This window comes from Pararhizobium sp. IMCC21322 (assembly GCF_030758295.1).
Classification (GTDB): Bacteria; Pseudomonadota; Alphaproteobacteria; order Rhizobiales.
In genome coordinates, this window is record NZ_CP132335.1 from 491874 (window position 1) to 504050 (window position 12177).

General features: G+C 53.9%; 12 protein-coding genes and 1 tRNA gene. 8 read left to right on the forward strand and 5 right to left on the reverse strand.

Annotated elements, in window-relative coordinates; all coding sequences use genetic code 11:
* Positions 1-403 precede the first annotated feature (403 nt).
* Positions 404-490 (reverse strand) — tRNA-Leu (locus tag RAL91_RS02495).
* Positions 491-637: 147 nt separating this feature from the next.
* On the opposite strand from RAL91_RS02495, the gene RAL91_RS02500 reads away from it, so the two are divergent.
* Complete coding sequence (locus RAL91_RS02500) at positions 638-1612, forward strand: complex I NDUFA9 subunit family protein (RefSeq protein WP_306259411.1); 975 nt, start codon at positions 638-640, stop codon at positions 1610-1612.
* Positions 1613-1690: 78 nt separating this feature from the next.
* Here RAL91_RS02500 and RAL91_RS02505 read toward each other — a convergent pair whose 3' ends face one another.
* Complete coding sequence (locus RAL91_RS02505) at positions 1691-2494, reverse strand: undecaprenyl-diphosphate phosphatase (RefSeq protein ID WP_306259413.1); 804 nt, start codon at positions 2492-2494, stop codon at positions 1691-1693.
* Positions 2495-2781: 287 nt separating this feature from the next.
* On the opposite strand from RAL91_RS02505, the gene RAL91_RS02510 reads away from it, so the two are divergent.
* Both RAL91_RS02510 and queG read left to right on the forward strand, forming a co-directional pair.
* Positions 2782-3471 (forward strand): glutathione S-transferase family protein, encoded by a 690-nt coding sequence (locus RAL91_RS02510; RefSeq protein WP_306259415.1) that lies wholly within the window; start codon positions 2782-2784, stop codon positions 3469-3471.
* A 55-nt stretch (positions 3472-3526) separates the two neighbouring features.
* Positions 3527-4558, forward strand: a complete 1032-nt coding sequence (gene queG / locus RAL91_RS02515; RefSeq protein ID WP_306259417.1) for a tRNA epoxyqueuosine(34) reductase QueG — start codon at positions 3527-3529, stop codon at positions 4556-4558.
* A 207-nt stretch (positions 4559-4765) separates the two neighbouring features.
* On the opposite strand, the gene RAL91_RS02520 is transcribed toward queG, so the two are convergent.
* Both RAL91_RS02520 and RAL91_RS02525 read right to left on the reverse strand, forming a co-directional pair.
* Positions 4766-5758 (reverse strand): aldo/keto reductase, encoded by a 993-nt coding sequence (locus tag RAL91_RS02520; RefSeq protein WP_306259419.1) that lies wholly within the window; start codon positions 5756-5758, stop codon positions 4766-4768.
* A gap of 505 nt (positions 5759-6263) precedes the next feature.
* Positions 6264-7553 carry a hypothetical protein gene (locus tag RAL91_RS02525; RefSeq protein WP_306259421.1) on the reverse strand — a complete coding sequence of 430 codons (1290 nt, stop codon included), beginning with the start codon at positions 7551-7553 and terminating at the stop codon, positions 6264-6266.
* A gap of 360 nt (positions 7554-7913) precedes the next feature.
* Here RAL91_RS02525 and RAL91_RS02530 point away from each other — a divergent pair, with 360 nt between their 5' ends.
* The 5 genes from RAL91_RS02530 (at position 7914) to RAL91_RS02550 (ending at position 11480) form a co-directional block, all read left to right on the forward strand.
* Complete coding sequence (locus RAL91_RS02530) at positions 7914-8786, forward strand: DUF930 domain-containing protein (RefSeq protein WP_306259423.1); 873 nt, start codon at positions 7914-7916, stop codon at positions 8784-8786.
* 7 nt (positions 8787-8793) lie between these two features.
* Positions 8794-9489 carry an aspartate/glutamate racemase family protein gene (locus tag RAL91_RS02535; RefSeq protein WP_306259425.1) on the forward strand — a complete coding sequence of 232 codons (696 nt, stop codon included), beginning with the start codon at positions 8794-8796 and terminating at the stop codon, positions 9487-9489.
* Between the two features lie 82 nt (positions 9490-9571).
* Positions 9572-10027 (forward strand): GNAT family N-acetyltransferase, encoded by a 456-nt coding sequence (locus RAL91_RS02540; protein WP_306259426.1) that lies wholly within the window; start codon positions 9572-9574, stop codon positions 10025-10027.
* A complete protein-coding gene (locus RAL91_RS02545; RefSeq protein ID WP_306259428.1) occupies positions 10024-10926 on the forward strand; it encodes an SDR family oxidoreductase in 903 nt (300 codons plus the stop codon). Before RAL91_RS02540 ends, RAL91_RS02545 begins: the two co-directional genes overlap by 4 nt.
* The gene (locus RAL91_RS02550) at positions 10923-11480 is read left to right on the forward strand and encodes a hypothetical protein (protein WP_306259430.1); all 558 of its coding nucleotides are present in this window, start codon (positions 10923-10925) and stop codon (positions 11478-11480) included. Before RAL91_RS02545 ends, RAL91_RS02550 begins: the two co-directional genes overlap by 4 nt.
* Before the next feature lie 274 nt (positions 11481-11754).
* Here RAL91_RS02550 and RAL91_RS02555 read toward each other — a convergent pair whose 3' ends face one another.
* Complete coding sequence (locus RAL91_RS02555) at positions 11755-12177, reverse strand: VOC family protein (protein WP_306259432.1); 423 nt, start codon at positions 12175-12177, stop codon at positions 11755-11757.

Below are 12177 nucleotides of genomic sequence, written 5' to 3' on the forward strand. Positions count from 1 at the left end.
TGTGCGCCGCCCCATCGGAGGCGTTTGCGTCGCACACTGCCGTGAGATCGATAATGGTGCGGGTGAGGGGAACAACCTCAAACCGGACCCAAGGCGCTCAACCGAGCGTCCGTCGCATATGCGCCGCCCCATCGGAGGCGTTTGCGTAGCAAACTGTCGTGAGATAAATGATGGTGCGGGTAAGAGGAACAACCTCGACCCAGCACCAAGACGCCTGACCGGGCGTCCGGCGCTTTTGCGCCGCCCCATCGGAGGCGTTTGCGTAGCAAACTGTCGTGAGATAAATAATGGTGCGGGTGGGGAACAATCTCAAACCTGAACCAAGACGCCTGACCGGGCGTCCGGCGCATATGCGCCGCCCCATCGGAGGCGTTTGCGTAGCAAACTGTCGTGAGATAAATGATGGTGCCCAGAAGAGGACTCGAACCTCCACACCCTTGCGAGTACCAGCACCTGAAGCTGGCGCGTCTACCAATTCCGCCATCTGGGCATTGGCGATGGAATAAGGTTCACATGGGTCTGTGTCAATGGTCTTTTGGGCGATGATACAGAATCCTTGAAATTTCCACATCCGCACCCTTGGACGGCGCCACACTTCTGCTATAGATCATGCAACAAGCAAGACTAAGGTGTCAGCATGCAGCAGTTCAGCGGTTCAGAAAAACGGGTTACGGTTTTTGGTGGCTCCGGCTTTGTCGGTCGCCATGTGGTGCGCGCGTTGGCCAAGCGCGGCTACCGTGTGCGGGTGGCCGTCAGGCGGCCCGATCTGGCCGGACATTTGCGTCCATTGGGCGCGGTGGGGCAGATCCAGCCGGTTCAGGCCAATCTGCGCTATCCGGACTCCGTGATTGCCGCCGTGGCTGATGCGGATTTTGTGGTCAATCTGGTTGGCATCCTGCATGAAAGCGGTGCCCAGAAGTTTGACGCGGTTCAGGCCGGTGGTGCTGCCATTGTCGCACGTGCTGCCAAACAGGCCGGTGTTGAACGTCTGGTTCATATGTCGGCGATTGGCGCTAATGCCGATTCAGAAGCCGCTTACGCCCGCTCCAAGGCGGAAGGCGAAGCAGCCGTTTTACGTGAATTTCCCGAAGCGATGATTGTGCGCCCGTCCATTGTCTTTGGCCAGGAGGATGCTTTCTTCAACCGCTTTGCAGCCATGACACGTATTTCGCCGTTCCTGCCGTTGATTGGTGGCGGTAAAACAAAGTTTCAGCCGGTTTTTGTGGGTGATGTGGCCGAGGCCATCGCCATGGGTATTGATGGCAAGATGCAACCCGGCAAAGTGTATGAGCTGGGTGGACCGGATGTTGCCAGCTTCAAGGAATGCCTGGAGTTGATGCTGAAAATCACTTTGCGCAAACGGCTTTTGCTTTCCATTCCCTGGGGCCTTGCAGAGTTTCAAGGCAAAGTGCTTGGCCTGTTGCCAAATGCGCCTTTGACCCATGATCAGGTGCTGATGCTGAAAAGCGATAATGTCGTCGGCACGGCTGCGAAAGCGGACAAGCGCACATTGACCGGCCTCGGCATCAGCCCCCATTCAATGGAAGCCATCCTGCCAACCTATCTGATCCAGTATCGCGAACGGGGTCAGTTTGAGCCGGAAATCAGTTAAACGAGCTTCCGAATTCTTTTTCTTCGCCGGTTAAACAGGACGCGGTGCGGTGTCGCCCGACGCCCGACGCCATGACGCCTAGAGCAGATAAAGCCCGATCAAACCCAACGTTCCAACCGCAATGCGCCAATAGGCGAAGGGTGCAAATCCGTGTTTTGTCACGAAAGCCAACAGGCTGCGCACCACCACTATGGCGGCAAAAAACGCCACAATGAACCCCACGGCGATGATCGTGATATCATCACTGTTAAGAGCGTTGCGGTTTAGCCAAAGATCATAGGCAAAAGCACCGCCCATTGTGGGCATCGCCAGAAAAAATGAAAACTCTGCAGCGGAGCGTTTGTCTGTGCCCATCAACAGGGAGCAGGCAATGGTTGCGCCCGAGCGCGACACGCCGGGAATGAAGGCAATACACTGGAAAAGTCCGATTTTGAACGCCAGTGAGGGCGGGTATTCGCGCACATCGGTATAGCGCACCGTGGTTTCCCGGCGGTCCACCCACAGCAACACGAAACCACCCAGCACCAGCATGACGCAAATCAGGGTGGGGGCTTCAAACAACACGGTCTTGATGATGTTATGGGCAAAAATGCCAACCAGGGCAGCTGGCAGAAACGCCAACAGGATAGCAAGGACAAAGCGGCGGCTGGTAGCCGATGTCGGCAAGGTAACCGCAATATCCCAAAGCCGCCTGAAATAAACCAGCAGAATCGCAAGAATGGCTCCGAATTGAATCAGAACCTCAAACACCTTGCCTTCGCTCTCAAAGCCAAGGAAATGACCTGCCAGCAGAATATGCCCGGTTGAGGAGACCGGCAGAAACTCGGTTACCCCTTCCAGCAAACCCAGAATGGCGGCTTCGAAGAGTGTCTGTTGATCCATATCGGGCAATTCATGAATTGAGATGGCGGGGCAAAAAGGATTTCTTCCCGGCGTTTAATCATTTCTATGTGACAGAAACATAGCGAAAAAAGTGTAAAGTTTTACATACCGGAGGCAGAAAATGCCTGTTTCGACACAACGTCTCGCGATCTGCCCAATTTTGCCCGCATTGGCGCGGCACGAAACCCAAGTCTGCGATCGTGCAGCGCGCGTCTCAATGGTTTGGAAAGTTTTTCTGTTTAGAAAGTCTTCACCAAAGTTCCCTCACCTGCCAAGAAGAGCCACCCTTGAAGCTATATCATCATCCTATGTCTGCCGGATCGCGCTTGGTGCGCATGGCCATTGGTGAATATGGCGCGAGTGCTGAATATATTCTGGAACGCACTTGGGAACGCCGCGAAGAGTTTTTGCTGCTGAACCCGGAAGGCACCTTGCCGGTGCTCGTTGATGAGGGTGATGTGCCGATTTGTGGCGCTAGCACCGTTTGCGAATATCTTGACGAAACCCGTGGCTTTACCCTGGAAGACCGTCGGTTGATGCCAAGCCATCCGCTGGCCCGGGCTGAAGTGCGGCGTTTGTCACACTGGTTTCTGGTCAAGATGGAAACCGAAGCAACGCAGTATATCGTCAATGAAAAAGTGACGAAGCGGGAAAAACCGCGCGATGCCGGTGGCGGTGCCCCTGAGTCCAGTGTGCTGCGGGCTGCGCGCGCCAATCTGCGCAATCATCTGGGCTATCTGGAATATCTGGCCGCGGAGCGCAATTGGCTGGGTGGCGATCAATTATCCTATGCCGACTTTGCCGCAGCGGCTGCAATTTCCGTCATTGATTACCTCAATGAAATGCCCTGGGGCGACCATGAAGCCGCTAAAACCTGGTATGCGCGCATCAAATGCCGTCCAGCCTTCCGGGAAATTCTGGCGGATAAAATGCGCGGCATTCCTCCCCCCGCCCACTACACCGATCTGGATTTTTGACGCTCGGGACTCTAGGCTTGCGCATTGTCATTCGTAACCGCCTTGGCCCTGTCTGATGTCCATGGAAAAAATCCTGTCTGACCTGCGAAAAGACGTACAGGAATACGGCTTTGACGCCATGGCAATTTGCCCGGCGCATCTGCCCGATCATATTGCCGAAAATCTTGCGACTTTTCTGGGCGACAAGCGGCATGGCTCCATGGCGTGGATGGAAGAGACAGCGGCACGGCGCGCAGACCCCCGGACCCTTTGGCCGGAAGCAAAGAGCGTTATCATGCTGGCCATGAATTACGGCCCGGACGATAATCCGCTGCCGCAATTGCAGCGCAAATCCGAAGGCACGATTTCCGTCTACGCTCAAAACCGCGATTATCACGACATCATCAAGGGCAAGCTGAAAACTGTCGCTGGTCGCTTTGCCAGCCGCAACAAGGCGGATGTCAAAGTGTTTGTCGACACCGCTCCCGTCATGGAAAAACCGCTGGCCGCTCAGGCCGGGTTGGGCTGGCAAGGCAAGCACACCAATTTGGTATCCCGCGAATTTGGCTCCTGGCTGTTTCTGGGTTCTATTTTTACGGACATGGATTTGCCGTCGGATACGCCCGAAATCGATCATTGTGGTTCATGTCGTGCCTGTCTGGATATCTGTCCGACAAACGCCTTTCCCGCGCCCTATCAGCTGGATGCAAGACGCTGCATTTCCTACCTGACCATCGAGCATAAGGGGCCGATCCCGCAAGAATTTCGCACCGCCATGGGCAATCGTATTTATGGCTGTGATGATTGCCTGGCGGTTTGCCCCTGGAACAAATTTGCCGCCGAGGCGAGGGAAGCAAAACTGCAGGCACGCGCTGATCTGAAACATCCGGATCTGGCTTTTCTCGCAGGGCTGGATGACGCCGCTTTTCGCAAGCACTTTTCTGGCTCCCCGATCAAACGCATCGGCCGGGATCGGTTTTTGAGAAATGTGCTGATTGCCATTGGCAATTCTGGCGATCCGGATTTGGCAGAGACCGCCCGAACCCACCTAACCGATCCGGACCCGGTGGTGCGCGATGCTGCGGAATGGGCTCTGGATCAATTCTGAGAATAAAGCGCTTTTCAGGTCAAAACTGGAAAGGCGGTATCCTTAGATTGTGGATTCTCGGAACAAGTCCGAGAACGACGGCAGAGGGCTGTCATCCGTTGGAGAACTGTCCGCTCACCACCCCCAAACCCCGTCATTCTTGGACTTGTTCCGAGAATCCATGATCAAGGTTTGTAGCCATCTTCAAATCCAGCGCTGTCAAACCGCCTAACAGAAATTTTCCACGCCGAGCCATTGGGTGCGGGTGTAGCGGTCGCCATGGGCCCAGCCGACGGGCAGAATTTTCTCAATCTCGGCCATGATGTCAGCTGTCATCTGAAAATCACTCGCGGCGGCGCATTCTGCAAGATGGTCTGCGCTGCGTGTGCCGGGAATGGGAATAAGATGGTTGCCTCGTGCCAGACACCAAGCCAGCGACAGGGTGATTGGTTTGGTGCCCAGATCCGCCGCATAATTCTTGAAGCCTTCGACCTTTTCGGCATTATAACTGAAATTCGGCTCTACAAATCGCGGATTGGCTTTCCGGAAATCCGTGTCCTCAAATTGGTTGGGATCAGGTGTTTTCGTTCCGAACATACCGCGCCCGACAGGCGAGAATGGCACAAAGGCAATTTCCAGCTCTGCGCAGGTCTGAACCATCCCCAGATCAGCCGTTCGGGTCCACAGGGAATATTCGCTTTGTACGGCGTCAACGGGTCCGACGGCTGTGGCGCGTCGCAGGGATGCGGGGGAAATTTCTGAAAACCCGATGCCGCCAATTTTGCCTTCAGCCTTGAAAGCCAGAAGCGTTTCCATCACCTCCTCGATCTCCAGATCCGGATCACGGCGATGGATGTAATAAAGCGAGACGTGATCAACCCCGAGACGTTTGAGAGATTTTTCCAGCTCGGATCGCAGATAATCCGGCTTGTTGTTGAACCCACGCACGCCGGTGTCCGGATCGCGTCCGATACCTGCTTTTGTGGCAATGGTAAATTTGTCTGCATTGCCCTTCAGGAAAGAACCAATCGTCGCCTCTGATTTGCCCATACCATAGACATTGGCCGTGTCGAGAAAGTCGATGCCAAGGTCCAGAGCTGCGCTCAGCGTGGCATGGGAGGTGGTCTCACTGGTTGGACCGTAAAATCCTGCAAAACTCAGGCAACCCAAGCCTATCTCGGATACTTTGGTGCCGTCTTTCAAAAGTTGACGTTGTTTCAAGAGTTCAGTCCTTTTGCTGGCCAACACGGTGTTGTTAAATCATCTGGTTAAACTGCATCATCCAGGCTTCGGGCTCAACCTGGTTGCCGTTAAAATAGTTGCACCCGCGCGCCTTTTGCAGCGGTGGTGAATCAGCAATGATGAATATGTCTGCGATGCCATCAGGAAGAAGCCAATCATGGTTTCCGATGTGGCGATACCGCAGGCATTTTCGGTCTCGAGAAAATCAATGCCGAAGTTCAAAGCCGGGCTCAGCGTTTCATGGAAGGTAACTGCACTGGTCGGGCCGGAATACCCGGCAAAACTCAGGCAGCCAGATCAATCTCCGCCACCAATGTGCCATCGTTCAAAAATTGACGTTGTTTCAAGAGCGAGTTTTCGTTGAATTCAGGGGGGTCAGCTTCGTTTCACGAAATTACTTTTGCGACAAAAATCTGCCCATCCATGCCATTTGGATCGGGTTCAGATATCAGGCCAATTGGGGTGCATCAGTGCGCAGAAACACTCAAGAGTAAAAATATGATGGCACTCGTTTGTTTTCTGAAGTCGGTTTGGAGGCGGGATCGACCGTCTCAACAAACTTACTCCTCGTTGCATTCGAAAACTCAAGATATGTGGCTTTATCTACGATAATTGATGCGGCATCACGTGGACCAAGGTCGCAAACTATTTTTGCCAAAGAAGCAGTTCGACCCAATATGCTGGTCGTTCGCATTTGGCCAAACGAAAAACCGATGGAGTGAATCACACCAGTCGACAGGCCGAACCTTAAAAACAATTCGGCTTTCAGATGCAAAAGATCAGCCCGATAGTCTTGCATTAGACGGTCGAATTGCCGTTGGATGCTGAGAGCGCAATTCATTGCGCGGTCTGCAGAGCATTCGTTTTGGGCATTGTCGTCATCTACAAATGCCGCAAGAAATCCATCTCCAGTGTAGCTTTCAAACATCCCATTGAGTTTTGCCATCTCAATTGATGAAGCACCAATGACTTCCTGTATCAGGTGCATTGTTACCGCGCTGCGTGCCTCGTCTATGAAAAGTCCGGATGAATTTGAAATATCCATCGAGAGTACAGTGCCGCGCCGGGAAGTGCTGGGAATTTTCAGGCCAATCTTCTCAATATTCGATTGGTTGTCGCCGCAAAACACCTGGCCAAGAGAGACCAGTTTGTCTCGATGTGATTGGATGGCCTTTGTGGCTTGGTTTGCGTCAATCCCATTGGTGGAAGAGGACAGCAACTGGACGACGCCTACTTTACTGCGACTACCAGAAAGCGCGCTGGTTTGCAGACATTCAGCGTAAGTGGAATTTGGGCTGAAACCATCAAATTTAAAACTCGTATTTTGTGATGAAACGCTTGCATTTGTGAAAAAAGACTCGACCGCACGTGCGTCTTTTCCAGAAAATACCGTGCCGATAAATAGATTTTCAGACAAATCGCTTGGTGCCGTTGCCAACACAATCAAGCCAAGAAAATTTCCATCGGCATTTTGCACCGGCACATAAAATGTTGCGCGCTCGGCGTCGGAATGAGCAAGCACATCATTCAGCGTTGAGACCAACGCGCTCTTATTGGCGATTTGTTCTGCAAAAGAATCATTCGTATCGCGGGCAGAATTCTCCAATTCGCCAATGCGCTTATCACGATACAACAGTTGATTTTTGAGGTTTTGTAACTCGGTCTCTACTAGTTTGGTGCGATGCCGATTAATTAAAACAGCGGCGAGCGCGGTACAAAGTGCTGGTGCCAAAGCAACAAAAACTGGAGAAGATAGTATCTCAAGATAATTCAAAGCCAAAGCCTTGCTCGAGTAATGTTTGAATTTCCGTTGCGGATACCGAACTATCGATATGATACAATTAAATTGGATTCATCGCAAATGTATCTGGTTTTCACATATGAATAGTGCTGAAGAGTGAGTTGGGATAATATCCGCTGCTTCGCAGACATTGCATTGCGTCTGTGAAGCGCATTCCTGGCAGCACTAACCCTGCTTTCAAGCTGACCCACTGGCGTGGTATGTAATCTGTTGCTGCCTTTGGCGGACACAAATCAGCCATAAGCCAAAAGCAGTCTGACTGAAAAGCGCGAACCCGACATCAACCCAAACACCAACACCAACCCATATGCGGCACCAAAACCAGTTTCAGTGATGAGTATTGCAGGGATTTCCAAAATTGGGCTTGAAGCGTGGTGCTTGCTGGCCTCCGTAACGGCCCATGCGTTGGTCGTGGCCATGATGCTTGCGCTTCCGGCCGTGGCCCAGCCTGAAGTGGCGGATGAGGAGCGCGTGTCCGTCGAGGTTGTTACGCCGGAAGAGTTGCAGGAGATCATCGAAGCTGCGCGCGTTGAACAGCCCGAGCCAGAGTTGGATCCGTCCGTTCTGGAGCCAACTCCCGAACCGCAGGTGAATGTGGAGGAAGAAGCTGAAGAGGACGCGGAATCAAAGCCTGAAAACACCACCGGAGCGGATGCGGAGCCAGCACCAGAGGCGGCTGAGGCATCCAAGACTGGAAATCAGGACGTGGTGGACCAGGCTTCGCCAGATGCAGAAAAGCCAGAAGCAGTCAAACCTCGCATAACACCCGGTGGCCCGGCAGCAATAGGTCCCAAATCAGAGGCAGAACCCCGTCAATTGGCGCGGACATTGCCGTCAATACCGCGGCCCGGTCAGCCTATTGTCATTCCCCGCAAGCGCGTGGCGCCACCGGAAGAAGAAGTGGTTGTTGGAGATCGCAAGCGCGAGACGCTTTGTCATGACGCTGCCAAATCCGAGATCAAAAAGTCCCGCCCGGAATTAAATCCGGACGTTGTCATTTCCTCAGCCATTGTTGGTTCGGAAGCCGCAGCCAATGTCATAGTTGCCAATGGCGCAGCCTTTCGAAGCGACGGTCGCTGGTACAATTTCAAATTCCGCTGCGAAGCCGACCCATTTGAGGAAAAGCTGATTGCATTTGATTATCTCATTGGCCCGGCCTTTCCTGAAGGGGAAGTGGTTGAGGTCAAGGTCGCGGAAGAGAATTGAGGACGTCATGAAAACCATTGGCCTGATTGGCGGCATGAGCTGGGAAAGCACTGTGGTTTACTACCAGTTGCTCAACCGCGGGGCGCGCGAGCGGCTTGGTGGCCTGCATTCGGCCAAGCTGTTGCTGTGGTCTTTTGACTTTGCCGACATAGAAGCCATGCAGGCAAAGGGTGATTGGGACGCAGCCACCAACGCCATGATTGATGCCGCCTGCGCGCTGGAACGCGGCGGCGCTGACTGCGTGGTTATCTGCACCAACACCATGCATAAAATGGCAGATGCTGTGCAGCAATCGGTGGAAATCCCGCTCATTCATATTGCCGATGCCACCGCCGTGGCCATCAAGGCTTCGAGAGCTAAAAAACCTTTGCTGCTGGCAACGCGCTACACCATGGAGCAGGATTTCTACAAGGGGCATTTGCGAGACCGCCATGGCGTGGAGACAATGGTGCCTGATGAGGCCGGACGAACGCTGGTCCACGACATTATCTACAATGAATTGTGCCAGGGCATCGTCCGCAAGGATTCCAGAGAAGCCTATCTGGAGACCATTCAGCGCGCTCAACAGCAGGGCGCTGATGGCGTTATTTTCGGTTGCACGGAAGTAGGCCTGCTGATCGCACAGACGGATTTTGATCTGCCTGCTTTTGATACCACAGCACTTCATGCAACAGCGGCTTTGGACTTTGCTCTGGACAATTAGAAGTTGGCCATCACAAGCGGCTTCACGCGGTTAACGCAATCGCGTATGAAGCTGGCGGTTTCCGCATCTGTAAGGATTTGAAATGTCCATAAAAGTTCGGCCTGTAGCTGAAAGTGATAAGCTGGTCTGGCGGCAAATGTTTGATGAATATGCCACTTTCTACAAGACGGCGGTGCCCGATGGCGGCCATCAAACGGTCTGGGACTGGATTTTTGATCCGGCAGCGGACTTCTGGAGTGAAGTTGTTGAAGATGCTGACGGAAAGCTCATCGGTTTCACCCAGTATCAGTTGATGTTCCGCTCTCTTGGTGGTGGCAAGGTTTGCTATATGAGCGATCTCTATGTCCGGCCCGGCAATCGGGGCAGCGGGGCAGGTCGCGCTCTGATTGACCACGTCGTCGGCTTTGCCAAGGCAAACGGGATTGCAAATGTGCGTTGGCTGACCCAGGATTTCAACTATGACGCCCGGCGCCTGTATGACAGCTATGTCAGCAAATCCGATTTTGTCCTTTATTCGATTCCGATTGAGACCCAGTGACCAAAAACCTTTTCATCTTCGGGCTTGGTTATTCTGCCCGTGTTTTCGCTCAGATGATGCATGCTGATGGATGGCAGTTGATCGGGACAACCCGCAGCGAAGAGAAAGCTGCGGATCTGGCGAAAGCCGGATTCAAGCCAATCATCTATAGCGGCAGTGTTTCTGATGACATCACAACAGCATTGCACGAGGCTGACGCCGTTTTAATGTCTATCGCGCCCGACCCGGATGAGGCGGAGGCGCACCCCGAATTTGGCGGCGATCCGGTTCTGAGAGATTTTGCGGATCAGTTGAAAACCCTGCCGAAAAAGCCATGGCTTGGCTATCTGTCCACTGTGGGTGTTTATGGCAATCATGATGGTGCATGGGTGGATGAAACCACGGATTGTCGACCTGTCTCCAGACGCTCTAAAGCGCGGATTGCTGCCGAGACAGCCTGGCAGACTATGGCCGATGCAGCGGGCCTGACGCTGGGTATTTTTCGCCTCTCGGGCATTTACGGGCCGGGGCGCAACCCGCTTGAAAAAGTCGCGCGTGGCCAAGGCCGCCGCATCAACAAACCGGGACAGGTTTTCAACCGCATTCATGTCAATGATATTGCCTCAGCGCTGGCGCTGGCCGTAGCGCAGAACAACGGCGGCATCTTCAACATCACCGACAATGAACCGGCCCCACCGCAGGACGTCGTGGCATTTGCCGCCAAGCTGCTGGACGTCGATGTGCCGCCGCTGATTCCGTTTGATGAGGCGGATTTATCGCCTATGGGGCGCTCTTTTTATGGCGAGAACAAGCGCGTTTCCAACGCAAAATCCAAAGCTGAACTGGGTTTGCGCTATAGTGTTCCGGACTATCGCACTGGCATGAATCTGGCTCTGAAATCTCTAAGGGCGCGCGGATGACGCCGACGCACACCATAGACGGTTACGCAATTGTCTCGGATAATCACTGCATTGCCGATGCAGATGGCAACATGCCCGAATGCCTGAAAAATGAGGCTGACTGGGCCTATTTTCAGGCAGCGCTTGATGCGGCGACACTGACAGTCATTGGCCGCAAGGGCCACGCCGCCAATCCGAACCACAAGAACCGCAGGCGCTTGATCCTGTCGCGGTCGGTCAAAGCTTTGGAACACCGTGCAGATGGCTGGTGGTGGAACCCCGCCGGGCATGATTGGGCTGATGTGCTGCGACAAGTGGCACCGGAAGGCGGAGCGATTGCTGTTCCCGGTGGCCGTGATGTGTTCGATCTGTTTTTGCAACTGGGCTATTCCAGTTTTCATCTGGCGCGGGCGCAAGGCACACACGTGCCAGATGGTACAAAGTTGTTTTCAAACCTTGAGGTTACAACGCCGGAACAAATGCTTGTCAGCCATGGCCTGCAGCAAGAACCTACCGGATGGCTGGATAAGGCCGAGCGCATCAGCATGACCATCTGGCGTGGGAACAGGCGCTGAACTGACTAGGGCTGTTGGGGCGTTTTGTCTGTTTGTGGACCCTCGGAACAAGTCCGAGGGTGACGGGTGGTGTGGCTTGTTTGGAGGATTTGCAGCGGTGGCGCTTCGCAGGTCTTCTAAATAAATGCGTAGATGACCGCTGCCTCATTCGGAGCCATACTGATCTGTCCCGACAAGCTATCGCCGCCCGTAATCAAACCCGCCACCGTCATTCTCGGACTTGGTCCGAGAATCCATCAGCGACACGAGAACCAGTGCCAAGTCAGCTCAGAACCTAACTGGCAAACACCCGTTCAAAATCCCGAAATGTTTTGAATTCCAGCGCCACATCGCCCGGTGCATCGACAAAAAATGTGCCCTGTTCACCCGGTTCCCCTTCAAACCGCATTTGCGGCTCAATGCGAAAGTTGACGTTGGCGTTGCGCAGTCGTTGGGTCAGTGCGTGCCAGTCATCCCAGGCCAGCACCACGCCGAAATGCGGCATGGGCACGGATTTGTTGTCGACCGCGCCTGTGCCGCCTTCTGCCATCATGGATCGGCCCTGATGCAGCGAGAGCTGATGCCCGAACAGATCAAAGTCGATCCACGTATCTGCTTCCCGGCCCCGCTGGCAGCCAAGGACGTCCTCAAAGAAGGCCGCAGCGGCTGTCAGGTCGGTGACCGGAAAGGCCAGATGAAAGGGGGTGAGCTGTCGCAA

Coding starts and splice junctions, on each gene's coding strand:
- RAL91_RS02530 (WP_306259423.1), top strand. CDS start 7,914: ATGAGTATTGCAGGGATTTCCAAAATTGGGCTTGAAGCGTGGTGCTTG.
- queG (WP_306259417.1), top strand. CDS start 3,527: ATGTCCATGGAAAAAATCCTGTCTGACCTGCGAAAAGACGTACAGGAA.
- RAL91_RS02540 (WP_306259426.1), top strand. CDS start 9,572: ATGTCCATAAAAGTTCGGCCTGTAGCTGAAAGTGATAAGCTGGTCTGG.
- RAL91_RS02500 (WP_306259411.1), top strand. CDS start 638: ATGCAGCAGTTCAGCGGTTCAGAAAAACGGGTTACGGTTTTTGGTGGC.
- RAL91_RS02535 (WP_306259425.1), top strand. CDS start 8,794: ATGAAAACCATTGGCCTGATTGGCGGCATGAGCTGGGAAAGCACTGTG.
- RAL91_RS02505 (WP_306259413.1), bottom strand. CDS start 2,494: ATGGATCAACAGACACTCTTCGAAGCCGCCATTCTGGGTTTGCTGGAA.
- RAL91_RS02550 (WP_306259430.1), top strand. CDS start 10,923: ATGACGCCGACGCACACCATAGACGGTTACGCAATTGTCTCGGATAAT.